We start from the raw sequence: 24,657 nt of genomic DNA on the forward strand, positions 1-24,657 counted from the left end.
ACTTTTCTCATTGTTTTATTTCTATTTACATGTTTATCCCGATATGAATAGGGTTTAGCTAGTTCTATTTGCCGAATGGTAATATATAGCATTTTAAATTCGAACTAGTTTCCCCTATTATTTATCTGTTTGTTTTTGTTTCTTTTTCAAATACTCCGCACGCAATTTTTCAATTTGCTGCTTTTTATCAAATTTGACAGGCGTCTGTTTTTCATGGAACTTTGCGACAGCTACCTGACCTTTGTAATCCAATTGATATTTTCCCACTTTGTTCACCTACTTTTCTTCTCTTTAAAGAGAATCTATTCAACAAATATAATATACCTTATTTTACTGAAATAAACCTTAATACTTAATCAGTTTTTCTACTGACACCTATCTTACTCCACATATAGAAAGTTTTTCAAAAAAAAAGAGATCTTCGCAGACTGCGAAGATCTCTTCTACTATTTCTTATAAAGTTTCAGAAGTAGTTTTTGCTTGCATGTGAAGCGCTAAGTAGTCAGGACCACCAGCTTTAGAGTCTGTACCAGACATGTTAAAGCCACCGAATGGTTGGTATCCTACGATTGCACCAGTACATCCACGGTTGAAGTATAAGTTACCTACGTGGAAGTCTTCACGTGCTTTTTCAATATGATCACGGTTGTTAGAGATAACTGCTCCTGTTAAACCGTATTCTGTATTGTTTGCAATTGCAAGTGCATGGTCAAAGTCTTTTGCTTTACAGAATGCTACTACTGGTCCGAAGATTTCTTCTTTCATTAGGCGAGCATCTTCTGCAACGTCAGCAACGATTGTTGGTTGGATGAACCAGCCTTTAGAATCGTCTCCTTCGCCACCTGCTAAAATTCTACCTTCTTCTTTACCAATTGCAACATAGCTCATTACTTTATCAAATGCAGCTTGGTCATTAACAGGACCCATGTTTGTACCTAATACAGCTGGGTTAGCAACTGTTAATTCTTTCGTTAATTCAACAGCACGATTTAATACGTGATCGTATACATCTTCGTGGATTACTGCACGAGAACATGCAGAACATTTTTGTCCTGAGAATCCGAATGCTGATGCAACGATAGATTTAGCTGCTAATTCAAGATCTGCTTCTTTATCAACAACGATTGTATCTTTACCGCCCATTTCAGCGATAACGCGTTTTAACCAAATTTGGCCTGGGTTTACTTTCGCTGCACGCTCATAAATACGGATACCTACATCACGAGATCCAGTGAAGCTAATGAAACGTGTACGAGGGTGATCTACTAAGTAGTCACCAACTTCAGAACCATTACCTGGTACGAAGTTTACTACGCCAGCTGGTAAGCCAGCTTCTTCTAATACTTCCATGAATTTCGCTGCTACTACAGGAGTTGTACTAGCTGGTTTTAGTAATACTGTGTTACCAGAAACTAAAGCAGCTGTTGTCATACCTGCCATAATTGCGAATGGGAAATTCCAAGGAGAAATGATAACACCTACTCCTAATGGAATGTAAGAAAAACGATTATATTCAATTGGACGGCTTTCTACTGGAATTCCGTCTTTTAATTTCAACATTTGACGACCATAATATTCCATAAAGTCGATTGCTTCTGCTGTATCAGCATCTGCCTCATTCCATGGTTTACCTGCTTCTTTTACAAGAATAGCAGAGAATTCATGTTTTCTACGACGAACGATCGCTGCAGCACGGAATAAAATGTCTGCACGCATTTCTGGCTTTGATTTTCTCCAAGTTTGGAATGTTTCATCCGCTACTTGCATTGCTTTTTCAGCTAACTCACGGCTTGCTTTTGAAACACGACCAACAAGTTCCTCTTTATTTGCAGGGTTTACAGAAACAATTTTGTCTTCTGTAGTGATTTTTTCTCCCCCAATAATTAATGGATAGTCTTGCCCAAGATAAGATTCTACTTTCTTTAAACCTTCTTCAAACGCTAATTTGTTAGCCTCCACTGAAAAATCTGTAAATGGCTCATGTTTGTATGCTACTACCATTATTTTTAGCCTCCCCTTAGAAAAACGTTTACATTTTACAACATTATTCTACACGATAATTTAGATTTATTCAAATATTCCTAGACTTATATTTTAAAAATTAATTAATTTTTAAAATATAATAAAAAAACAGAGTTATACAAATGTATAACTCTACAAAATATGAGTATATTCCAAAACGTTTTTGCTAATCAATAAAATAGTTACTAACAAAAATAAAGTTCTTACATATCCAACACCTTTTTGAACTGCAAACTTCGATCCAAAATAAGCGCCAAAAATCATCGATAACCCCATAATAATACCGTATTCAAAATGAATTACGTCTAAAAATAAAAAAGTGATTAACGATACGATATTACTAACAAAGTTCAAAAGTTTTCCAGATGCTGCCGCTTGAATAAAATCCAAACCAATTAATAAAAATGCAAAAATTAAAAAGGATCCCGTCCCTGGTCCAAAAAACCCATCGTAAAACCCTATCATTAAAATAACAAAGAAAAATATTAATGTTTTTCTTTTCGTCATCTTCTTATAGGTAGACACACTTCCCCAATCCTTTTTCGCAATAATATAAATAGCAATAAATACCAACATTACAAGTACTAACGGACGTAAAATATCTGGAGGAATAAACTTTACTACTAAAGCACCTGCTACTGCTCCTATAACAGTTAACGGGATTAACTTTCCTACAATTTTAAAATCGACCTTTCCCGATCGAATAAAGTAAATTGCACTCGTAAACGTCCCCATCGTTGCAGCTAATTTATTCGTTGCAATTGCCGAAGCTGGCGGTAAACCAACAAACATAAGTGCCGGAAGCGAAATTAACCCTCCACCGCCAACAACTGAATCAATAAAAGCTGCTAAAAAACCGAATGCGATTAATAAAATAATGACTTGAAAACTTAATTCGTCCATGCGCTTTACCCCTTACCCCATTATTTATAACATTTTAAATTATAACAAAATTACCCAAGAAAAAAAGCCGTTCCATAAAGGAACGGCCCTTCTATTTAATCTAAAATTTTCACATACGGCTCATCTTGCTTCGCCTCACGTATAATAATCGCTTCTGGACGTTCTACAGATTTAATCGTTACTTGTACTTTCATATAATTCGGGAAGTATTCCATAACAAGCCCGGCTACATATTGTGTAAAGCCAATTATTTCTGCTTTCCCATTAAACTGGACAGGAATATCAAGCTTTATTTCTCTTAATTCATCGTCTCTATACATACCAGTACCGATAACAGCTGTATAGTCACCTTGGAAATAATCGCTTAATTTTGCCTTGAAGTTTGATACTCTCGCCAAGTCCTCACGTTTATTATCTGTTTTCGCTTGTTCAGATGGGAACAAATAATATTTCTCATTAATTTGTTTCCAATCCTCAACCGTTTCACTACCTTTTTCGACATTCGCATAAGAAACAAAGTTACCTGGCACGAGCGAAGACTTCGGAGCCTGACGATAAATTGCAAATGTTATCGGAAGGTTTTTTGTCTCAGGATCTTGTTGATGCATAACTTTCAAGATTTCTGGCACCATTTTTTTCCCTTCAGCTAACATCTTTTCATTCGAAATTGCAGCCTCACGCGGGTACCCATGCTCTTCCTCATAATAATGAACCGAATTCATTGCTAATCCAACTACAATGCCACTACGCTCATCTTTTTCGCCTTTGTTCACATAATAATCATGCTCTAAAATATTTGAAATATATATTGGATTTTTTTTATTTTTCACTTCTAATGATTCGGATCCTGTACCTAATGCAGGATTTAACCCTATGTTCGGGAATTTAACCGCATCTTTTTTTAATGTATCTTCTAGTTCCTTTTGTTCTGCATCTGTACGTTTTCTTTTAACAAGCATCTGTATATACTGAGTAGTTAGGGATTTTCCGCCTTTGAAAACATTATCTTTCGTACTAAATGATTCTTTCGCAATACGCATTAATCCTGTTTCAAATTCATCTATATCAAGACGATTACTTACTCCTTGCACAACTAAGCCACGTGCGTTTCCTCCCTCAAATGGAATAGTCGTCTTATAATATTCATCCGAAATAGAGTAATTCGGGACGATTGCTTGCTCTTTTGCTTTCCCCGATTTCTCAACCACTTTTTCATCTTTATCAGCACCTGCACTACACCCACTTACAAGTAGGCCAAGGCTTAATACCGCTAATGCTATTTTTTTCATGGTAAGTTTGCACCTCTTACTTATTTAGCTCTTGTAAGAACCTCTCTTCATTCCAAACCTCGACATTATGTTTCTCCGCTTGTGCTAATTTCGAACCTGCCGCTTCACCTGCAACAACTAAATCTGTACTTTTACTAACACTTCCTGTTACTTTTCCACCTAATGCCTCAATCTTTTTCTTCGCTTCACTACGTCCCATAACTTCTAATTTCCCTGTTAAAACGACAGTTTTTCCTGCGAAGTACGACTCAACGTTTTGTAAATCAGCAATTTTCATGCCTTTATATGTCATGTTCACGCCGTATTCTTTAAATTGTTGTAATAACTCTAATACGTCTTCATTATCGAAATACGTTACTACGGATTGAGCCATTTTTTCACCAATTTCATTAATTGCTTTTAGTTCTTCTTCCGTTGCCTTCACAAGCGCATCCATCGTTTCGAAATGCTCTGCAAATGTACGTGCCGCTTTCGCTCCAACATGGCGAATACCAAGACCGAATAATAATCGCTCTAATGAGTTTTCTTTAGAATTTTCAATTGCTTGTACTAAATTCGTTGCTGATTTTTCTCCAAATCGTTCTAGCTGTAATAATTGCTCTTTCGTCAACGAATATAAATCAGCAAATGTACGAATATAATCTGCCTCAAAGAGTTGTGTAATGACACGTTCTCCAAGTCCATCAATATTCATTGCATTTCTTGAAACGAAATGGATTAACCCTTCTCGAATTTGAGCAGGACAAGTTGGATTTATACAACGAAGTGCTACCTCTTCTTCTAAACGAACTAGTTCACTCTCACACGCTGGGCAATGCGTTGGCATATGATATTCTTCTTCCTCACCAGTACGCTTATCGAAAATAACATTCACAACTTCAGGAATAATATCTCCAGCCTTCTTCACAACAACGTAGTCACCAATTCGAATATCTTTTTCACGAATTAAATCTTCGTTATGTAAAGAAGCACGACGAACGATCGTACCAGCCACTCGCACTGGCTCTAGCTCTGCAGTCGGTGTTACAACCCCTGTACGACCAACACTTAATTCAATGCCTGTTAATCTTGTTACAACTTCTTCAGCTGGGAATTTATAAGCAATTGCCCATCTTGGACTCTTTGCTGTAGTGCCTAGACTTTCTTGAAGAGCAACATCATCTACTTTTATAACGATCCCGTCAATCTCATAATCAAGATGCGGACGTTTTTCTTGCCATTCTTCTACATAAGCTATAACTTCTTCAATTGTTTCACATGTGCGTCGATTTGGATTTGTTTTGAATCCAAGTTCACCTAAGAAATCAAGCGATTCACTATGTGATAGGATTGTTTTTTCTTCTACATTCGCAAGACCGTATACAAACATAGATAAGTTACGCTTCGCTGCAATTTTCGGATCAAGTTGGCGGATTGAACCTGCTGCCGCATTACGCGGATTTGCAAATACATCTTCACCATTTTGCTCTTTTTCTTCATTTAACTTAACGAATGAACGCTTCGGCATGTAAGCTTCGCCTCGTACTTCTAACGTTACTTCTTCATTTAAACGAAGCGGGATTGCTTTAATCGTTTTTAAATTTTGAGTAATATCTTCACCTGTTACACCATCACCACGTGTTGCCCCTTGAATGAAGCGTCCTTTTTCATAATGAAGTGAAACTGCAAGTCCGTCAATTTTTAATTCGCATATATATCTTACATTCGCATCATCAATTCCTTGACGTACTCGTCGGTCAAAATCACGTAAATCTCCTTCGTTAAATGCATTTCCTAAACTTAACATCGGTGACTTGTGTGTTACTTTTTCAAATATATCAAGAACCGTTCCCCCAACGCGAACGGAGGGAGAATCTTCACTCATAAACTCTGGGTTCTCTGCTTCTAATTTTATAAGCTCCTGCATATTACGGTCATACTCCGCATCAGAAACAGAAGGATTGTCTAACACGTGATATTGATAGTTAAATGTATTTAACAAATCACGTAGTTCTTCTATACGTTTTTTTGCTATCTCTTTTGACATATCCTCATTCCTTTCCTATTGTTTCGTCACAGGTGCAAATTTTGCTAACAAGCGTTTAACACCAATTGGGCTTGGGAACGCAATATCTAATTCTTTTGCATCACCTTCACCTTTTACACTTACAACTGTACCGATTCCCCATTTTTGGTGGGAAGCTTTATCGCCTACTGCCCAGCCGATTTGTTCGCCGCCTGTCGTCTTAGCTGCAGGACGCGCGAAAGCTGAGCGAGAACGTGTTGTAGTTGTCGTTTTACTGCTACTTGCCACTCTTCCTTTTGCACCAAACGAAGTTTCACGCTTCGGCGCTGTTTCATTTAATGATTCCACTAGTTCTGTCGGGATTTCTGTAATAAATCGAGATGCGGCATTCATACTTGTTCTACCAAATAAAGTACGCATTTGTGCATTAGATAAATACAACTCTTCTTCTGCACGAGTAATACCTACATAAGCAAGACGACGCTCTTCTTGCATTTCATCTTCTTCCATTAGAGAACGAGTATGCGGGAATATTCCTTCCTCTAAACCAACAATAAAGACAACTGGGAATTCTAATCCTTTCGCTGAATGCATCGTCATTAAAATAACTTCCTCACCAGCAGTTGGGTCTTCATCTACACGATCAATATCTGCAACAAGTGCTAAGTCTGTTAAGAATGCAACAAGACTCTTATCTTCGCTTTGAGATTCAAATGTTTGCGTAACAGATAAAAACTCATCTAAGTTCTCTAGACGACCTTCTGCTTCTAACGTACGCTCATTTTTCAACATATCGCGATAACCTGTTTTCTCAATAACTTCTTCTACCAATTCTGTAACAGATAAATACTCTTGCATATTTACCCAGTTGTGTAATAAACCTGCGAATTCCTTTACTGCCTTTGTAACCTTTGCACTTACTCCAACATGCTCAATCTCATCGAATACAGCTGTTAATGAAATTCCATTTTGTACACCGTAATTAATAATTTTGTCGATAGAAGTCGCACCAATTCCACGCTTTGGCACGTTAATAATACGTGCGAAACTAATCTCATCATCTGGATTACCAATTAAGCGTAAATACGCCAAAATGTCTTTAATCTCTTTACGGTCGTAGAACTTCGTACCGCCGACAATTTTGTAAGGAATATTAGATTTCAGGAAAATCTCCTCGACCATACGAGACTGCGCATTTGTACGATATAACACTGCAAAATCAGTATATTTTCGTTTTCCCATTTGAATATCGTCGCGAATTTTTTTCGCCACAAAGTATGCTTCGTCCTTTTCCGTTGCAGCACGATAGTAAGAGATTTTGCTTCCAACTTCATTATCTGTCCATAATTTCTTCGGTTTACGATTCGTATTTCTTTCAATAACCGCATTCGCTGCATTTAAAATATTTTGTGACGAACGATAATTTTGTTCTAACAGAATAACTTGCGCATTCTCATAGTCTTTTTCGAATGACAAAATGTTGGAAATGTCCGCACCACGCCAGCGATAAATTGACTGATCTGAGTCACCTACAACACATAAATTTTTAAAACGTGCTGCTAAATGTTTAACAAGAAGGTACTGCGCTTTGTTCGTATCTTGATACTCATCCACGTGAATATACTGGAATTTACGCTGATAAAACTCTAGTACTTCTGGAACACGTTCAAATAGTTGAATCGTCGTCATAATTAAATCATCAAAGTCTAGTGAGTTATTTTTCAAAAGACGTTTTTGATATTCTGTATATACATCGCTCGTTAATTTTTCATATGGATCAGCAATTGTAATTTTCTTTGCATATTTATCCGCAGATAACAATTCATTTTTCGCATTACTAATACCAGCTAAAATAGAGCGCGGTTCAAATTTCTTCGGATCAATATTGCGCTCTTTCATAATTTTTTTGACTACAGTTAACTGATCACCTGAATCTAAAATTGTAAAATTACGATTAATACCAATGCGATCGATATCACGTCGTAAAATACGTACACACATAGAGTGGAACGTAGAAATCCAAATATCTTCAGCTTCTGGTCCGACAAGTGTATCAATACGCTCGCGCATTTCACGAGCGGCTTTATTTGTAAAGGTAATAGCTAGTACATTCCATGGTGCTACTCCTTTTTCACCAAGTAAATACGCAATACGATGTGTTAACACACGTGTTTTACCACTGCCTGCGCCTGCCATTAATAGAAGTGGTCCGTTCGTTGTTTGTACTGCTTTTTGTTGCTGCGGATTTAAACCATTTAATAATCTATCTGTCATACTCATATATGCCTGCACCTACTCTCCTTTTACTGCTTTAACCGTTTTTAACGCTGCTTTTATATCATCATAAATAATATTTCCGACAACTACTGTATCAGCATACTGCGCCATTTCCTTCGCTTGTTCAGCATTAGAAATACCACCGCCATAATATAACTTAGCTTGTTTCAATTCTGCTTTCACATTTTTAACAAGTTCAACATCTCCATACGTACCGCTATATTCTAAATAAAATATCGGTAAACGTAATAGCTTGTCTGCTAAACGCGCGTATGCAATTACATCATCTTCTGTTACATCACACTTTGCATCTGTAAGCTGGGCTACTTTCGCTTCAGGATTTAAAACACAATATCCTTCCATAAAAATTTCGTCCCAATCCATAATATCCCCAAATTCTTTCAAAGCCTCATGATGAACGCCTGTTACCCATTCCACCTTTCGGCTATTTAAAACGCTTGGGATATAATAAAAATCGAATCCTGGTGTAATTGCTTCCACATCAGAAACCTCTAACACACAAGGAACTGCATATCTACGAATGCTAACTAGCATGTGTAGTACATTATCAATTGTCACCCCATCACTTCCGCCTACAATAACAGCATCTGTTCCAGACTCACAAATCATTTCTAAATGTTCGTCACTTAATTCCTTATTCGGATCAAGCTTAAATACATGTTTCCATCCGGAAATATCGTACATGAAAACACCCTTTCTTTTCTCAAGTTGTATATATTTCTGTTTAAAATAACAGTTTATTTTCATCATTATTGTTTTAACTTCATCTTAAATATTTGTTTAAAACGGAGAATTAAGTTTGGAATTACCTCTTCCATATTTTTTAAACTAGAGGATTTAATTTTGAAGTTCCTTTTATGCATTCTTTCATTATAACAAAAAAAGTTACTTACACACACGCACAATCCAACATCTTTTTCCACGTCAAATGTTGGATTACATATCCGAAAAATCAAAAGGGATACTAATAAAAGAAATAGTATTATCTATTTCAACTTTCATAAAAGGAGTGTTTTTCTAATGAAGCAAAATATCGGTACAATAAATGCCCTAATTCGAATTACACTCGGACTTGTCCTCTTCGGTTGTAGTGCAACGAAACTCGTGCGCAAACCTTGGTGCACTTGGTCTAACATTTTGCTATGGATTGGTGCAATGAAAGTTGCAGAGGGAATTGTTCGTTTCTGCCCTATTGTTGAAATGTGGAAATTCGGAAAATACATGAACATGGGGGCATTTAAAATGCCTAGCATGGATTTTGCTAAAAAGGGACATACTAAAGAAGAAGCGAATCAAACCTCCAATCACGACAAACCACAGTCAAATGGAAGTTATGACGCTTCTGACAAAGAGATTGAGTCAGCGATTGAAGATATAATCCTGGCAAAACCGCTTTGAATCATTTGTCACGATGCAAGATGCTCTCAAAGGGACTTAGCTGCTGCAGTGGGCGGTTAAGTCTTCTTTATTTTACCACGAAACAGAACATATATTCTTATTTTAAGTATTTAAATATACATAATCAATAAAATTCAGAAAATTAGGTGTAAACCCCTTGCTTAAAATGATATAAAAGTGATATCATTTTTATATCAGGAGGCGATCATATGAAAGAAAAACAAGTATTTTACGTTAATGGTTTTCTTGGGATTATTGGAATTTTAATTTTAGCCGCTATCGGTGTATTTTTCCTTGTACAAGAAATTTTCATAGGAGCAGCATTAACTATTATTTTAGCTGCAGTTCTTGCTACAGGTATCGGGATTGTTCAGCCAAATCAAGCAAAAGTCATTACGTTTTTCGGTAATTATTTAGGAACAATTCGTCAAAACGGTTTATTTTTAACGATTCCGTTCGCGTTCCGTCAAACTGTATCGTTACGTGTTGAAAACTTTAATAGTAAAAAATTAAAAGTAAATGATGTCGACGGCAACCCAATTGAAATTGCAGCTGTTATCGTATATAAGGTTGTTGATTCTGCAAAAGCAATGTTCGGCGTTGAACATTATGATCGATTTGTAGAAATTCAAAGCGAAACGGCAATCCGCCACGTTGCAACGAAATATCCTTATGACAATTTTCAAGATGAAACTTGCATTACGTTACGTGGAAACACTGAAGAAATCTCTGAAGAATTAAAACGCGAGTTAGAAGCACGCCTTGAAATTGCTGGCGTAGAAGTATTAGAAACTCGTTTAACACATTTAGCTTACGCAACAGAAATTGCCCATGCAATGCTACAACGTCAACAAGCAAAAGCAGTATTAGCTGCTAGAAAAGAGATTGTTGAAGGTGCTGTGAAGATGGCAAAAGATTCAATCCATATGTTAGATGAAGAAGGCGTACTAGAACTCGATGACGAGCGTAAAGCAAATATGGTGAACAACTTATTAGTTGCCATCGTTTCAGACAAAGGTGCGCAACCAGTTATTAATACAGGAAGCCTATACTAAAAGGTTGTAAATCCTTATGGCTAAAAAGAAAAGCTTTCCATTACGTATTGATCCTGAATTACACGCAGTCATCGAAAAATGGGCGAATGATGAGTTTCGTAGCGTCAATGCACACATCGAATATTTACTTCGAGAAATGGCAAAGCAAAAAGGGAAATTAAAAAAGGATAAAGATGCATAAAAAATCCCGCTGAGGAATCAGCGGGATTTTTCACATATTAATTTCTCGTCATCTCATGCCCAATTGCACGATATCCTATATCACTTCGGTAAAATAGACCATCACTCTCAATTTTACCGATTTCTTTATATACTTTATCTTTTGCTTCTTGTAAACTATTCGCCTTACAAGCAACAAATAGTACACGGCCACCGTTTGTCACAAAGTCACCATGTTTCATTGCTGTACCCGCATGGAAAACAATTACATCTTGCAATGCATCTAGCCCTTTAATAATTTCACCTTTTTTATATGCTTCCGGGTATCCTTTCGAAGCAAGCACAACACCAATTACCGATTCCTCTGACCATTGTAACGTTAACTCACTTTCATCTAATACAGCGTTACATACGTCCACTAAATCATTTTCTAAACGGGGTAATACAACTTCAGTTTCAGGATCGCCAAAACGTGCATTAAATTCAATTACCTTTGGACCATCATTTGTTAAAATAAGTCCCGCATATAAAATTCCTGTAAACGATCGATTTTCTTGGATCATCGCTTTAGCAGTTGGATGTAACACCGTTTCAATCGCCTCTTGAACTGCTGACTCCGAAATTTGTGGTACTGGAGAATATGCACCCATTCCGCCAGTATTTGGACCTTTATCACCATCAAAAGCTCGTTTATGATCTTGTGCAATTACCATCGGATGTACAGTTGTTCCATTCACAAATGCCATTAATGAAAATTCTTGTCCATCTAAAAACTCTTCAATAACAACTTTCTTACTCGCTTCCCCGAACTTTACATCTTGCAGCATTTCTTTCACAGCTTGTAATGCCTCTTCAAGTGTCATTGCTACCGTTACACCTTTACCAGCCGCTAAACCGTCTGCCTTAATAACAATTGGTGCACCAACCTTTTCAATGTACTTTACTGCTTCTTCGTAGTCTGTAAAAGTTTCGTACGCTGCAGTTGGAATATTATATTTTTTCATAAGCTCTTTTGTAAAAGCTTTACTACCTTCAATAACAGCAGCCGCTTGATTCGGACCAAATACGCGAAGTCCCTCTTCTTTAAAACGATCAACAATTCCATTCATAAGTGGAATTTCTGGTCCAACGAAAGTTAACTCAACATGATTCTCTTTCGCAAATAAAACTAATGCATCAAAATCATTTTCATCAATATCAATTGGTGTTGCAACATCACGCATACCTTCATTACCTGGTGCTACATATACCTTTTCTACTTTTTCAGATTGTGCAAACTTCCAAGCTAAAGCATGCTCACGCCCACCGCGGCCAATTACTAAAACATTCATATTTCATCCCCCAATATTTAAATAAGTACAAACTAGAAGCTATGCTCCTAGTTTGTTTTTTCATATCAATCAAAGTTTAAAAAGGAAGGTTATCTTAACCGGACTTTTTAAACTTCCTCTATTAGTGTTTGAAATGACGTACGCCAGTGAACACCATAGCAATCCCATATGTATCCGCCACTTTAATAGAATCTTCATCACGGATTGATCCGCCTGGTTGAATGATTGCTGTAATTCCTGCTTTTGCTGCTTCTTCTAATGTATCTGGCATTGGGAAGAAAGCATCAGATGCAAGCGCGCTACCTTGTGCTTTTTCACCAGCTTGTGTAATTGCGATTTTTGCAGAACCTACACGGTTCATCTGTCCCGCACCGACACCAATTGTCATATCATCTTTCGCTAAAACAATTGCATTTGACTTCACATGTTTTACAACTTTCCAAGCTAATTTTAAATCTTTCCATTCTTGCTCTGAAGGTTCACGTTTTGTTGGAATTGAAATTGTACTTTCATCTAATGATAACGTATCTTCCTCTTGAACGAGAAGGCCACCTTGTACAGAAGTTAGTTTTTTGCTCGCGCTTGTCGATTTTTCAATATTTACAGTTAGTAAACGTAAGTTTTTCTTACTTTGCAATACTTCCAAAGCTTCTTTTGAGAAAGAAGGTGCAATAATAATTTCTAAGAAAATTTCATGTAACTTTTCAGCTGTAGCTTTATCAATTTCACGATTCGCTGCAATAATGCCTCCAAAAATGGATACTGGATCCGCTTCATAAGCACGTGTGTATGCTTCATGAATATCCGTACCTACTCCAACACCACATGGATTCATATGTTTTACCGCTACTACTGCTGGTTCTGTAAATTCTTTCACGATGCTAAGCGCTGCGTCTGCATCATTAATATTGTTATACGATAATTCCTTACCGTGTAATTGTTCTGCGTATGCAACAGAAGAAGTTGCTGCGAATGGCGCTTTATAGAAAGTTGCTTTTTGATGTGGGTTCTCGCCATAACGTAAGTCTTGCTTTTTCTCAAATGTCACAGTTAATGTTTCAGGACTTTCTTCACCCATTTGCTCTGTTAAGTAATTAGAAATTAGTGCATCATATGCTGCTGTATGACGGAATACTTTTGCTGCTAGTTTACGTTTTGTTTCCTCTGCTACTTCACCGTTCTCTTTTAATTCAGCTAATACAACATCATAATCTACTGGATCTACAATTACAGATACGAATTTATGATTTTTCGCAGCAGAGCGAATCATTGTCGGGCCACCGATATCAATATTTTCAATTGCATCAGCAAATGTTACATCAGGCTTAGCGATTGTTTCTTTGAATGGGTATAAGTTAACGACAACAAAATCAATTGGCTCTATACCTAACTCATTCATTTGTGCTACATGCGTTTCATTATCACGAACTGCTAATAGACCACCATGAATATTTGGATGTAATGTTTTCACACGACCATCCATAATTTCTGGGAAACCAGTTACTTCAGAAATACCGATTACTTGTAAGCCGTTTTCTTCTAGTAATTTTTTCGTACCACCTGTTGATATAACTTCGATCCCTTGTTCTAGTAAACCTTTAACAAATTCTACTACTCCTGTTTTATCTGAAACACTTACTAATGCACGCTTTTTCATTTACCCTTCACCCCTGGTTGTATGTTAGTTAACAGTTGGTTCTTTCGTAGATTGAACAATTTGATTCACTGTATTTACGTATAATTTATGTTCAACTTGTTGAATTTTCTTTTGTAAGCTTTCTCTCGTATCCCCTTCAGAAACAACTACTGCTTCTTGTGCAATAATTGGCCCTGTATCCATACCTGCGTCTACATAATGAATCGTTACTCCAGTTACTTTCACACCTGCTTCTAACGCTTGACCAACAGCATCTTTCCCTGGAAAACTCGGTAATAGTGATGGATGAATATTAATAATCCTTCCGCCGTAAGCTTCTAGTAAAGTTGGTCCAATTAAACGCATATATCCAGCTAAAATAACATAATCAATTTCATACTCTTCTAGCTTCTTTAATATCTCTTTTTCAAACGCTTCTTTTGACTCATATGCTTTCGCTGAAAAAGCGAAACACGGGATATGATGATAATGTGCTCGCCCAACAGCGCGTGCTTCTGGTTTATCACATACTAATAAACTAATTTCTGCATCCAATCTTTTTTCTTCTACTGCATTAACGAGAGATTGAAAGTTAGATCCGCTTCCAGAAGCAAAAACTGCTAATCTACTCATAGCGCTGTGCCTCCATTAAAAGTAACGCCAGCTCCTTGTACAGTGCGTCCAATAATACGAGCAGTTTCTCCTTGCTCTTCAAGAAGACGAACAACATCTTTTGCATCTTCTTCCTTCACCGCTACTACCATACCAATACCCATGTTAAAAATATTGAACATTTCTTTCTCTTCCAGCTTGCCAACTTCTTGAAGTAAACTAAAGATCGGCTGAATTTCCCAAGATCCTAATTCAATTTCTGCACCGATTTCTTCTGGTAACATACGTGGAATATTTTCAATGAATCCGCCACCTGTAATATGTGCCATACCGTATACTTCATATTTCTTCAATAGTTCTAAAATAGGTTTGACATAAATTTTCGTTGGTTTTAATAATTCTTCACCAAGAGGTAGCTCTAAGCGTCCGTAAATGCGATCTAAAGATAGCTCTCCATCTTCTAGTAATACTTTTCGTACTAAAGAATAACCGTTACTATGAATACCGCTAGATGCCAAGCCAATTAATACGTGACCAGCTTCAATTTTTTCACCTGTTACAATTTTCTTTTTATCAACGATCCCAACTGTAAAACCAGCTAAATCGTATTCTTCTGTAGAATACATTCCTGGCATTTCAGCTGTTTCTCCACCAATTAAAGCACAACCTGCTTGGCGACAGCCCTCTGATATACCTTTGACGATGTTTTCAATTTTACTAGGTTCAGCTTTACCACAAGCAATATAATCAAGGAAGAAAAGCGGCTCTGCTCCTTGGACAACAATATCATTTACACACATTGCTACTGCATCAATACCAATTGTGTCATGTTTATCTGCCATAAAAGCGAGCATCAATTTCGTTCCCACGCCATCTGTTCCAGATACTAATACAGGTTCTTCTAATGCAAATTTTGATAGATCAAACATACCTCCAAAACCGCCTAAACCGCCTAGTACTTCTTTTCTCATTGTTGTTTGTACGTGTTTTTTCATGCGAGATACCGCTTCATATCCAGCTTCAATATCTACTCCTGCTTGCTTATATGCATTCGCCATCGTTATTTACACCTCGTCTTTTAATTTCTCCCTATCCTGTGCGGGCCGTTTTAAGAAAGAAGCTAGCTTCTACATCAAAAGAAGTAGAAGCTTTTTTCTTCTTATTTCATACTTTCTAAAAGCTCTTGCTCATAATCATAAAGAGCTGTTGGATAATCTCCATTGAAGTACGCCATACAAAGGCCACCGTATTTCCCTTCATATGGACGTCCAATTGCATCTACTAATCCATCTTCACTTAAAAATGTTAATGAGTCTGCACCGATCATTTCACGAATTTCTTCTACCGTATGATTTGCTGCAATTAATTCTTTTCTCGTTTGAATATCAATGCCATAGAAACATGGATATTTCAAAGGTGGTGAAGCTATTCTTACGTGAACTTCTGTCGCTCCAGCCTCGCGAAGCATACGAACAATTCGTTTACTCGTTGTTCCTCGTACGATAGAATCATCAATCATAACAACTCGTTTCCCCTCAACCACACCTCTTACTGCTGAAAGCTTCATCTTAACCCCTTGCTCTCGCAGTTCCTGAGAAGGTTGAATAAACGTACGTCCAACGTAACGATTTTTAATTAATCCTAACTCATATGGAATGCCTGTCGCCTCCGCATAACCAATTGCTGCTGAAATGCTAGAGTCTGGTACACCAGTAACAACATCAGCTTCAATAGAAGCTTCTGCCGCCAGACGTTTCCCCATGTTTTTACGTGCTGCATGGACATTAACACCAGCGATATTTGAATCTGGGCGTGCGAAGTAAATGTATTCCATACTGCAAATTGCATGTTCTACATCATTTGTAAAACGATCTACGTGAATTCCATCATCATTAATGATAAGTAATTCACCCGGTTCTACATCACGAATGTATGTTGCACCTACTACATCAAAAGCACATGTTTCTGATGCTACAACGTAAGCATCTCCCATCTTTCCAATTGAAAGGGGACGGAATCCATTTGGATCTAGCGCAACAATCATTTCATTTCCAGTTAGTAAAAGATATGCAAACGCACCTTTCACTTTATTTAAAGCTTCTTTTACACTTTCAATTAACGAATCTTTCGTACTACGTTTAATAAGATGTAAAAGTACTTCTGTATCTGAACTTGTTTGAAAAATACTTCCCTCTGCCTCTAATTCACGACGAAGCATTTTGGCATTAATTAAATTCCCGTTATGAGCTAATGCCATACTATGATCAGAAAAACGGAATAGTAATGGTTGAACGTTAGCCACTTCACTTCCACCAGCCGTCGCGTATCGTACGTGTCCGATTGCTGATTTTCCGTTCAATCCTTCTAGCTCTCCTCTTGAAAACACTTCTGATATTAAGCCTAACCCCTTGTGACCGACGATTTTTTCTCCATTATTTACGACAATGCCTGCGCCTTCTTGTCCACGGTGCTGTAAACTGTGCAATCCGTAGTATGAAACTTGTGCCGCATTTTCATGCCCCCAAATTCCGAAAACGCCACATTCTTCGTTTAACCCCTTTATTTCAGCAAGCATGGGATTGCCCCTTTCCAAGCCTTTCTCATTTCATCTACATTTGCTGTAAGTAATACTTCATTTTCTTCATTATGAATTGTTACTTCATTTGTATTTGTTACTTCTCCAACTTGAATTGCTTCTACCGCTTTTTCGAACGCTTCTTTATTTTCACGTTTTACAGTTATTACGAAGCGGGATTGTGATTCCGCAAATAATGCCGCTGTTGCTTCCCCGTCTAATTTCACAGTAGCACCTAAGCCGTTAGCACCAATTGCACTTTCTGAAATTGCAACTGCTAAACCACCTTCAGCAACGTCATGTGCAGATTGAACAAGGCCAGCTTGAATGGCTGCTAATATTTGTTTTTGACGTTTTAATTCTACGTCTAGATCGATACTTGGTGATTGACCGAAAATTTTGCCGTGAAGCATTTTCTGTAATTCACTTCCACCAAACTCAGCTTTCGTCTCTCCGATAACATAAACTAAATCGCCAGCTTGCTTAAACTCTTGTGTTGTTACATGTTTTAAGTCATGTACTAGTCCGACCATCCCAACTGTCGGTGTTGGATATACCGCTTCACCACTACGTTCGTTATACATTGATACATTTCCGCCAATAACTGGTGTTTGTAATGTGCGACAAGCTTCACTCATACCATCTACTGATTTCTCAATTTGCCAGAAGATTTCTGGTTTTTCTGGGTTACCGAAGTTTAAGCAATCTGTAATTGCAAGTGGCTCCCCGCCAGAACATACGATATTACGTGCTGCCTCTGCTACTGCAATTTTACCGCCCACTTCTGGATCTAAATAAATGTAGCGAGAGTTACAATCTGTCGTCATTGCTAATCCTTTTTCTGTACCGCGTACACGTACAACTGCTGCATCTGAACCTGGTGTAACAACTGTGCTTGTGCGAACTTGATAATCATATTGATCATAAACCCACTCTTTACTTGCAATCGTCGGTTGTTGTAATAGAGCGAATAACGTTTCTTTATAGTTTTCTACTTTCGGCGTTTCCATTTTCATTTCTTGGAACTCAGCAAAATATGCTGCTTCTTGTGATGGTTTATGGTAAATTGGTGCTTCTTCTGCAAGAGCATCTGCTGGTACTTCAGCTACCATTTCACCTTTATGGAATAAACGAAGCATTTTGTCTTCCGTTACTTTCCCCATCGTAACGGCTGCAAGACCATACTTCTCAAATAAATCTACTATCTCTTGTTCTCTACCTTTTTTCACAACAATTAACATACGCTCTTGTGATTCAGATAGCATCATTTCATATGGTGTCATTCCTGTTTCACGCTGTGGTACATCATCTAAGTACATTTCAATACCCATGCCTGCTTTACTTGCCATTTCTGCAGAAGATGATGTTAAACCAGCTGCACCCATATCTTGAATTCCAACAAGTGCATCCGATTGAATAAGTTCTAAGCAAGCTTCGATAAGAAGTTTCTCCATAAATGGATCTCCTACTTGAACTGCTGGACGCTTCGCTTCTGAGCTTTCAGATAACTCTTCAGATGCGAATGTTGCACCGTGGATACCATCACGACCAGTTGATGCTCCTACGTACATTACTGTATTTCCAGCACCGTGCGCTTGCCCTTTTTTAATGTCCTCGTGGTTAATTAAGCCTACGCACATTGCATTTACAAGTGGATTTCCTTCATAACATGGATCAAACTGTACTTCGCCGCCAACCGTTGGAATACCGATACAGTTACCGTATCCTGCAATTCCTGCTACTACTTCTTCGAATAAGTATTTCACACGTGGTGATTGTAATTCTCCAAATCGAAGTGAGTTTAATAGAGCTACTGGACGTGCTCCCATAGAGAATACGTCACGAATAATACCGCCAACACCTGTTGCTGCTCCTTGATATGGCTCAATAGCAGAAGGGTGGTTATGACTTTCCATTTTAAATACAACCGCTTGATTATCACCGATGTCTACAATGCCAGCACCTTCCCCAGGCCCTTGCAAGACGCGCTCACCTGTTGTTGGGAATTTTCGAAGTACTGGTTTTGAATTTTTATAACTACAATGTTCAGACCACATAACAGAGAATAATCCTGTTTCTGTATAATTTGGCAGACGGCCTAAAATCTTTTCAACCATGGCAAACTCTTCGTCTGTTAGCCCCATTTCCGCATATATGCGCTCTTCTTTAATTTGTGTTGGATTTGGTTCAAGCATTAACGACATATGTTTCCCTCCACTGTTTTAAGATAGATTGAAAGACTTTTAACCCTTCAGCACCGCCAAGTAATTCATCTACAGCACGCTCTGGGTGTGGCATCATACCAAGTACATTTCCTTTTTCGTTTACAATACCAGCAATATCTGAAACACTTCCGTTCGGGTTTTCTACGTAACGGAATGCGATTTGATTATTCTCTTCTAATTGTTTAAGAGTCTCTTCATCACAATAGTAATTCCCCTCACCATGTGCAATTGGAATATTGATTACTTCATCTTTTTCATATTGTGATGTAAACATCGTTTCATTATTTTCAACACGTAACTGAACTGTTCGACACATAAATTTTAAGTTTTCATTTCTCATTAATGCTCCTGGTAGTAATCCTGATTCAACAAGAATCTGGAATCCATTACATACACCTAAAATTGGCTTTCCTTGCTCAGCAGCTTTCTGTACTGCTTTCATTGCATTCGCAAAGCGAGAAATAGCACCGCAGCGTAAGTAGTCACCGTAAGAGAAACCACCTGGTAGTAGAATTGCATCATATTCATCTAAATTCTCTGTATCGTGCCAAACGTAATCTACTTCTTCGCCAAGCTCATCTTTAATTGCATGGAACATATCGACATCACAGTTCGAACCTGGAAATACTATTACGGCAAATTTCACTGTGCGACAACCTCCTCAACTTCATAACGGAAGTCTTCCATTACAACGTTTGCTAATAGTTTTTCACACATTTCCTTTACCTTACTATCTAAGTCAGTTACCGATTTATCAATTGTTAGTTCCATGTACTTTCCAATTCGAACATCTTGTACTTCTGTGAATGAAAGGCTATGAAGTGCTCCTTTTACTGCTGTTCCTTGTGGATCTAATACGCTTTCTCTTAATGTTACATATACCTTAACTTTATACATGTGAAATTCCCCCTAAACGTTTTAAAATCTCTTCATAAGCATCTGTTAAATTTCCAAGATCACGACGGAATACGTCTTTATCAAACTTCTCATTGCTCGTTTCATCCCATAAACGGCAAGTATCTGGTGAAATTTCATCTGCTAAAATGATTTCTCCTTCATCCGTTACACCAAACTCTAATTTGAAATCTACTAATCTTACACGACAGCTTGCGAAATGATCAATCAACACTTGATTGATTTGTAGAGCCATATCTCGTAATACGCTTACTTGCTCTGGCGATGCAACGTTTAATACACGAATATGATCTTCCGTTACAAGCGGATCTCCTAAATCATCATCTTTGAAGTAAAATTCTACGATTGGTTCTGCAAGTACAGTTCCCTCTTCCATTCCTAATCGTTTTGAAAGACTTCCTGCAATTACATTTCTTGTGACAACTTCTAAAGGAATAATACTCACTTTTTTAACAAGTTGTTCTGTTTCAGATAGCTTCTCAACAAAGTGTGTTTTAATTCCTACTTCTTGTAACTTTCTGAACAATAAAGTTGTAATCTCATTGTTCAAACGACCTTTTCCTGTAATCGTCTCTTTTTTCTCCCCATTGAAAGCAGTCGCACTATCTTTGTACTCTACCCAAACCATATCTGCTGATTCTGTACGATAAATTCTTTTTGCCTTACCTTCATACAGCAATTCTAGCTTTTGCATTTCGCAAGCCCCCTGTAGTTTGAAAAATGTGAATAATGTTTTTATAAAGAATGGCACAGAATGACTCTATTCTGTGCCATATGAAATTTTACGCTTCGTTTAATCCTAGGCGTTCAAAGATTGTATCAACGTGTTGCATATGATGCTCATAGTTGAAACATTCATTAATTTCTTCTTGTGTTAACTTGCTCGTAATACGCTCATCAGCTTCTACAAGCTCTTTAAATTGTACTTGTGTTTCCCAAGCTTCCATCGCTTTAGGTTGTACGATATCGTAAGCTTCTTCACGCACCATACCTTTATCGATTAATGTAAGCATTACGCGCTGAGAATAAATTAAGCCGTATGTTCTTGTCATATTGCGTTTCATATTCTCTGGGTATACAGTTAAGTTTTTAACGATATTACCAAAGCGATTTAGCATGTAATTTAACGCGATTGTAGCATCTGGTAAAATTACGCGTTCTGCTGAAGAATGAGAAATATCACGCTCATGCCATAATGGAACATTCTCATAAGCTGTCATCATATAACCGCGGATAACACGAGCTAAACCAGTCATATTTTCAGATCCAATTGGATTACGCTTATGCGGCATTGCAGAAGAACCTTTTTGACCTTTTGCGAAAGCTTCTTCAACTTCACGTGTTTCACTCTTTTGTAAACCACGAATCTCAACTGCCATCTTTTCAATAGATGTTGCGATTAATGCAAGTGTTGACATGTAATGAGCATGGCGATCACGTTGCAATGTTTGTGTTGAAATTGGTGCTGCTTCTAACCCTAAGTTTTCACAAACATACTTTTCTACGAATGGATCGATATTTGCATATGTACCAACCGCACCAGATAATTTACCAACACGAACTGTATTAGCAGCTTGTTTGAAACGCTCTACGTTACGTTTCATTTCTTCATACCAAAGACCAAGTTTTAAACCGAATGTTGTTGGTTCTGCATGAACACCGTGTGTTCTTCCCATCATGATCGTGTATTTATGCTCTTTTGCTTTATTAGCTAAAATACTTACGAAGTTTTCTAAGTCTTTTAATATGATTTCATTCGCTTGTTTTAAGATGTAAGATAACGCTGTATCTACTACGTCTGTAGATGTTAAACCGTAATGAATCCATTTACGTTCCTCGCCTAATGCTGGTGTTTCTGATACAGCACGAGTGAATGCAACTACGTCATGACGTGTCTCTTTTTCAATTTCATAAATACGATCAATATCAAATGATGCATGCTCACGAATTTTCTTAACATCTTCTTTCGGAATATCGCCAAGCTCAGCCCATGCTTCACAAGCTAAAATCTCAACTTCTAACCACGCTTTAAATTTGTTCTCTTCCGTCCAAATTGCACCCATTTCTGGGCGTGTATAACGACTAATCATCTTTTTCCCTCCAACAGTTGTTCTTGATGGTCCCAAATATGCAAACTCTTCGCTTTTTCTAGAGCGACTTCAATATTATCATTTAAAATATTAACATGCCCCATTTTCCGCTGTGCTTTTGCTTCTTCTTTTCCATACAAGTGTAAATAGCACCCGGTTAATCTATTCACTTGTCTTAGGACCCCTTCTATATGTTCGCCTAAAATGTTTACCATGACAACTGGTTTTAACAAATTTGTTTCTCCAAGAGGTAAATTACAGATTGCTCGAATATGTTGGCCGAATTGACTCGTTTCACATGCATCCTGTGTATAGTGTCCTGAATTGTGAGGTCTTGGCGCCAATTCATTAATGTAAATCTCACCATCAGCTGTAGCAAACATCTCTACCGCTAGTGTTCCCACAAGTTCTAGTTCATCCGCAAGCACTTTTGCATAAGCAATAGCTTTTTGAGAAAGTTCTTCTGTAATGCGAGCCGGAACGATGGATTCATGCAAAATGTTATTTACATGAATATTTTCCGCTACCGGAAATACCTTCGTTTCACCACTTACACTACGAATTACGATAACTGATACTTCTTTTTCAAAAGGCACCCATTTCTCTAAAATACACTCTGCTGCATTCGCAAGCTCTCGCGCTGTATCAACGTCATCCTCACTTCTTAAAACAACTTGCCCTTTCCCATCATATCCGCCTGTCGTCGTTTTTAAGACGGAAGGATATGATAATTCAGCGATTGCTTCAGTAAGCTGATCTTGATTTTGAACTAATCTATACGTTGCTACTGGTAATCCTGCTTTCTCAATCGCATTCTTTTCTGTAAAACGATTTTGTGTTTTACTTAACAACTGACTGCCTTGCGGTAAGTAAGCATGTTTTTCAAGCCATTGTAAACATCTATAATCAATATTCTCAAATTCATATGTGACAACATCACTGATCTCCGCTAAATGCTGAATTGCTTTTAAATCGTCATATGATGCAACAATTTCAATATCAGCAACTTGTGCACATGGTGAGTTTTTTGTAGGATCTAAAACAGCAATTTTATATCCCATCTCCTTAGCTGCCAATGCCATCATTCTTCCTAGCTGGCCGCCTCCAATAATACCGATTGTTTTTCCAGGTAAAATGATTCTCGTCATACTAGCTCACTACCTTCGCACACATCTTTTTCAATTGCTTCTCTTCTCAATTCTAATGCATCATATATGTCATCATGGAATGATCCAAGTATTTGTGCAGCAAGTAAACCAGCATTTGTTGAACCAGCCTTACCAATTGCAACAGTTGCAACTGGAACCCCTCCTGGCATTTGGACGATGGATAATAATGAATCTAAGCCGTTTAACGCTTTTGATTGAACTGGCACTCCGATGACAGGAAGATTCGTCTTCGCTGCAACCATTCCTGGTAAATGCGCTGCTCCACCAGCTCCAGCAATAATAACTTTCAATCCACGTTCACGAGCCGTCTCTGCATATTCAAACATATAATCCGGAGTCCGATGAGCGGATACAACTTTTTTCTCATACGGTATATTTAATTCATCTAAAATGTCACAAGCATATTTCATTGTTTCCCAGTCTGACGTGCTTCCCATTATGACTCCAACTAGTGATTTCATATTAGAATCCCCCCGATTCAAATAAAAAAAGCCTGAAATAGAACATTTTCTCTTTTACTATGAGAGAAAGCGCTCTACTCAGGCATACGTATCCCTTGTGAATAGAAAAATACCGAGTGACTTTCCCTCATAGTCTAACGAATAACGGTCGTTAGGTAGAGACTTGCAGGCCATATCCCCGCGATTATATGAGGTCTTATATATTATTCTTTCTATGGCTATATTAACAATATTTTATAAACAATGTCAACAAATAATCGAATATTTTTTTATTACTAACCAATAACGTTCGTGTTTTAGTTATATTCAAAAGAATAATTGTAACTATATACAAGAAGGATAAGCAATTAGAATATATATTTCTAGAGATCTACCATACACAAAACGGTTTGTATATTAATTCTGTATGCTTTTATATAAAGTGAAACTTTAATCAACCCTCACCAATCGGGCTTTTACGGGCAGTAAGACCCCCACCTAGCTTCTTTGCTTCCGCTGAAATTTGAGGTGGGGG

Annotated in this window: 22 protein-coding genes and 1 riboswitch; of the genes, 3 read left to right on the forward strand and 19 right to left on the reverse strand. The window is 37.6% G+C overall.

Annotation, left to right across the window (positions count from 1 at the left end):
* Positions 1-117 precede the first annotated feature (117 nt).
* The 7 genes from BAQ46_RS30460 to pcrB all read right to left on the reverse strand — a co-directional run bounded on the left by BAQ46_RS30460 (position 118) and on the right by pcrB (position 9,201).
* Positions 118-276, reverse strand: a complete 159-nt coding sequence (locus tag BAQ46_RS30460) for a hypothetical protein (RefSeq protein WP_001045034.1) — start codon at positions 274-276, stop codon at positions 118-120.
* A gap of 177 nt (positions 277-453) precedes the next feature.
* Positions 454-2,001 carry an L-glutamate gamma-semialdehyde dehydrogenase gene (pruA, locus tag BAQ46_RS25330; RefSeq protein ID WP_000259550.1) on the reverse strand — a complete coding sequence of 516 codons (1,548 nt, stop codon included), beginning with the start codon at positions 1,999-2,001 and terminating at the stop codon, positions 454-456.
* Between the two features lie 153 nt (positions 2,002-2,154).
* Entirely contained in the window at positions 2,155-2,925 is a 771-nt protein-coding gene (locus tag BAQ46_RS25335) for a TSUP family transporter (protein ID WP_000343966.1), read from the reverse strand.
* Between the two features lie 95 nt (positions 2,926-3,020).
* Positions 3,021-4,214: a CamS family sex pheromone protein gene (locus tag BAQ46_RS25340; protein ID WP_000717039.1), complete on the reverse strand. Its 1,194-nt coding sequence runs from the start codon at positions 4,212-4,214 to the stop codon at positions 3,021-3,023.
* Between the two features lie 16 nt (positions 4,215-4,230).
* A complete protein-coding gene (gene ligA / locus BAQ46_RS25345; protein WP_000031446.1) occupies positions 4,231-6,240 on the reverse strand; it encodes an NAD-dependent DNA ligase LigA in 2,010 nt (669 codons plus the stop codon).
* Positions 6,241-6,255: 15 nt separating this feature from the next.
* The gene (pcrA, locus tag BAQ46_RS25350; RefSeq protein WP_071743039.1) at positions 6,256-8,499 is read right to left on the reverse strand and encodes a DNA helicase PcrA; all 2,244 of its coding nucleotides are present in this window, start codon (positions 8,497-8,499) and stop codon (positions 6,256-6,258) included.
* Positions 8,500-8,511: 12 nt separating this feature from the next.
* Positions 8,512-9,201 carry a heptaprenylglyceryl phosphate synthase gene (pcrB, locus tag BAQ46_RS25355; RefSeq protein WP_000272090.1) on the reverse strand — a complete coding sequence of 230 codons (690 nt, stop codon included), beginning with the start codon at positions 9,199-9,201 and terminating at the stop codon, positions 8,512-8,514.
* Positions 9,202-9,537: 336 nt separating this feature from the next.
* Here pcrB and BAQ46_RS25365 point away from each other — a divergent pair, with 336 nt between their 5' ends.
* The 3 genes from BAQ46_RS25365 to BAQ46_RS25375 all read left to right on the forward strand — a co-directional run bounded on the left by BAQ46_RS25365 (position 9,538) and on the right by BAQ46_RS25375 (position 11,151).
* Positions 9,538-9,915, forward strand: coding sequence for a YgaP family membrane protein (locus BAQ46_RS25365; RefSeq protein WP_000812349.1), 378 nt, complete (start codon positions 9,538-9,540; stop codon positions 9,913-9,915).
* A gap of 209 nt (positions 9,916-10,124) precedes the next feature.
* Positions 10,125-10,970, forward strand: coding sequence for an SPFH domain-containing protein (locus BAQ46_RS25370; RefSeq protein ID WP_000660683.1), 846 nt, complete (start codon positions 10,125-10,127; stop codon positions 10,968-10,970).
* Positions 10,971-10,986: 16 nt separating this feature from the next.
* Positions 10,987-11,151, forward strand: a complete 165-nt coding sequence (locus tag BAQ46_RS25375) for a type II toxin-antitoxin system antitoxin (protein ID WP_001085171.1) — start codon at positions 10,987-10,989, stop codon at positions 11,149-11,151.
* Positions 11,152-11,188: 37 nt separating this feature from the next.
* On the opposite strand, the gene purD is transcribed toward BAQ46_RS25375, so the two are convergent.
* The 12 genes from purD to purE form a co-directional block, all read right to left on the reverse strand.
* Entirely contained in the window at positions 11,189-12,460 is a 1,272-nt protein-coding gene (gene purD, locus BAQ46_RS25380; RefSeq protein WP_001101951.1) for a phosphoribosylamine--glycine ligase, read from the reverse strand.
* Between the two features lie 121 nt (positions 12,461-12,581).
* The gene (purH, locus tag BAQ46_RS25385) at positions 12,582-14,117 is read right to left on the reverse strand and encodes a bifunctional phosphoribosylaminoimidazolecarboxamide formyltransferase/IMP cyclohydrolase (RefSeq protein WP_000745403.1); all 1,536 of its coding nucleotides are present in this window, start codon (positions 14,115-14,117) and stop codon (positions 12,582-12,584) included.
* Between the two features lie 24 nt (positions 14,118-14,141).
* Entirely contained in the window at positions 14,142-14,729 is a 588-nt protein-coding gene (purN, locus tag BAQ46_RS25390) for a phosphoribosylglycinamide formyltransferase (protein ID WP_000088580.1), read from the reverse strand.
* A complete protein-coding gene (gene purM / locus BAQ46_RS25395; RefSeq protein WP_001262431.1) occupies positions 14,726-15,766 on the reverse strand; it encodes a phosphoribosylformylglycinamidine cyclo-ligase in 1,041 nt (346 codons plus the stop codon). The genes purN and purM overlap by 4 nt, the downstream gene beginning before the upstream one ends.
* A 101-nt stretch (positions 15,767-15,867) precedes the next feature.
* The gene (gene purF / locus BAQ46_RS25400; RefSeq protein ID WP_071743035.1) at positions 15,868-17,283 is read right to left on the reverse strand and encodes an amidophosphoribosyltransferase; all 1,416 of its coding nucleotides are present in this window, start codon (positions 17,281-17,283) and stop codon (positions 15,868-15,870) included.
* Positions 17,268-19,487: a phosphoribosylformylglycinamidine synthase II gene (gene purL / locus BAQ46_RS25405; RefSeq protein ID WP_000055582.1), complete on the reverse strand. Its 2,220-nt coding sequence runs from the start codon at positions 19,485-19,487 to the stop codon at positions 17,268-17,270. The genes purF and purL overlap by 16 nt, the downstream gene beginning before the upstream one ends.
* Positions 19,471-20,154 carry a phosphoribosylformylglycinamidine synthase subunit PurQ gene (purQ, locus tag BAQ46_RS25410; RefSeq protein ID WP_000666779.1) on the reverse strand — a complete coding sequence of 228 codons (684 nt, stop codon included), beginning with the start codon at positions 20,152-20,154 and terminating at the stop codon, positions 19,471-19,473. Before purQ ends, purL begins: the two co-directional genes overlap by 17 nt.
* On the reverse strand, positions 20,151-20,405 hold the full coding sequence (purS, locus tag BAQ46_RS25415) for a phosphoribosylformylglycinamidine synthase subunit PurS (protein WP_000278826.1): 255 nt from the start codon (positions 20,403-20,405) through the stop codon (positions 20,151-20,153). Before purS ends, purQ begins: the two co-directional genes overlap by 4 nt.
* Positions 20,398-21,117, reverse strand: coding sequence for a phosphoribosylaminoimidazolesuccinocarboxamide synthase (purC, locus tag BAQ46_RS25420; RefSeq protein WP_001170542.1), 720 nt, complete (start codon positions 21,115-21,117; stop codon positions 20,398-20,400). The genes purS and purC overlap by 8 nt, the downstream gene beginning before the upstream one ends.
* An 88-nt stretch (positions 21,118-21,205) precedes the next feature.
* Entirely contained in the window at positions 21,206-22,513 is a 1,308-nt protein-coding gene (gene purB / locus BAQ46_RS25425) for an adenylosuccinate lyase (protein ID WP_000625677.1), read from the reverse strand.
* Entirely contained in the window at positions 22,510-23,661 is a 1,152-nt protein-coding gene (purK, locus tag BAQ46_RS25430; RefSeq protein WP_061130644.1) for a 5-(carboxyamino)imidazole ribonucleotide synthase, read from the reverse strand. Before purK ends, purB begins: the two co-directional genes overlap by 4 nt.
* A complete protein-coding gene (gene purE, locus BAQ46_RS25435; protein ID WP_071743037.1) occupies positions 23,658-24,143 on the reverse strand; it encodes a 5-(carboxyamino)imidazole ribonucleotide mutase in 486 nt (161 codons plus the stop codon). The genes purK and purE overlap by 4 nt, the downstream gene beginning before the upstream one ends.
* 110 nt (positions 24,144-24,253) lie before the next feature.
* Positions 24,254-24,355: riboswitch (purine riboswitch) on the reverse strand.
* Positions 24,356-24,657: the final 302 nt, after the last annotated feature.

It is taken from the genome of Bacillus paranthracis (assembly GCF_001883995.1).
Lineage (GTDB): Bacteria > Bacillota > Bacilli > Bacillales > Bacillaceae_G > Bacillus_A > Bacillus_A paranthracis.

Bases quoted from the DNA above. Each gene is read 5' to 3' on its own strand.
- pruA (WP_000259550.1), bottom strand. From the start codon at position 2,001: ATGGTAGTAGCATACAAACATGAGCCATTTACAGATTTTTCAGTGGAG.
- BAQ46_RS25335 (WP_000343966.1), bottom strand. From the start codon at position 2,925: ATGGACGAATTAAGTTTTCAAGTCATTATTTTATTAATCGCATTCGGT.
- BAQ46_RS25340 (WP_000717039.1), bottom strand. From the start codon at position 4,214: ATGAAAAAAATAGCATTAGCGGTATTAAGCCTTGGCCTACTTGTAAGT.
- ligA (WP_000031446.1), bottom strand. From the start codon at position 6,240: ATGTCAAAAGAGATAGCAAAAAAACGTATAGAAGAACTACGTGATTTG.
- pcrA (WP_071743039.1), bottom strand. From the start codon at position 8,499: ATGAGTATGACAGATAGATTATTAAATGGTTTAAATCCGCAGCAACAA.
- pcrB (WP_000272090.1), bottom strand. From the start codon at position 9,201: ATGTACGATATTTCCGGATGGAAACATGTATTTAAGCTTGATCCGAAT.
- BAQ46_RS25365 (WP_000812349.1), top strand. From the start codon at position 9,538: ATGAAGCAAAATATCGGTACAATAAATGCCCTAATTCGAATTACACTC.
- BAQ46_RS25370 (WP_000660683.1), top strand. From the start codon at position 10,125: ATGAAAGAAAAACAAGTATTTTACGTTAATGGTTTTCTTGGGATTATT.
- BAQ46_RS25375 (WP_001085171.1), top strand. From the start codon at position 10,987: ATGGCTAAAAAGAAAAGCTTTCCATTACGTATTGATCCTGAATTACAC.
- purD (WP_001101951.1), bottom strand. From the start codon at position 12,460: ATGAATGTTTTAGTAATTGGCCGCGGTGGGCGTGAGCATGCTTTAGCT.
- purH (WP_000745403.1), bottom strand. From the start codon at position 14,117: ATGAAAAAGCGTGCATTAGTAAGTGTTTCAGATAAAACAGGAGTAGTA.
- purN (WP_000088580.1), bottom strand. From the start codon at position 14,729: ATGAGTAGATTAGCAGTTTTTGCTTCTGGAAGCGGATCTAACTTTCAA.
- purM (WP_001262431.1), bottom strand. From the start codon at position 15,766: ATGGCGAATGCATATAAGCAAGCAGGAGTAGATATTGAAGCTGGATAT.
- purF (WP_071743035.1), bottom strand. From the start codon at position 17,283: ATGCTTGCTGAAATAAAGGGGTTAAACGAAGAATGTGGCGTTTTCGGA.
- purL (WP_000055582.1), bottom strand. From the start codon at position 19,487: ATGTCGTTAATGCTTGAACCAAATCCAACACAAATTAAAGAAGAGCGC.
- purS (WP_000278826.1), bottom strand. From the start codon at position 20,405: ATGTATAAAGTTAAGGTATATGTAACATTAAGAGAAAGCGTATTAGAT.
- purC (WP_001170542.1), bottom strand. From the start codon at position 21,117: ATGCAAAAGCTAGAATTGCTGTATGAAGGTAAGGCAAAAAGAATTTAT.
- purB (WP_000625677.1), bottom strand. From the start codon at position 22,513: ATGATTAGTCGTTATACACGCCCAGAAATGGGTGCAATTTGGACGGAA.
- purK (WP_061130644.1), bottom strand. From the start codon at position 23,661: ATGACGAGAATCATTTTACCTGGAAAAACAATCGGTATTATTGGAGGC.
- purE (WP_071743037.1), bottom strand. From the start codon at position 24,143: ATGAAATCACTAGTTGGAGTCATAATGGGAAGCACGTCAGACTGGGAA.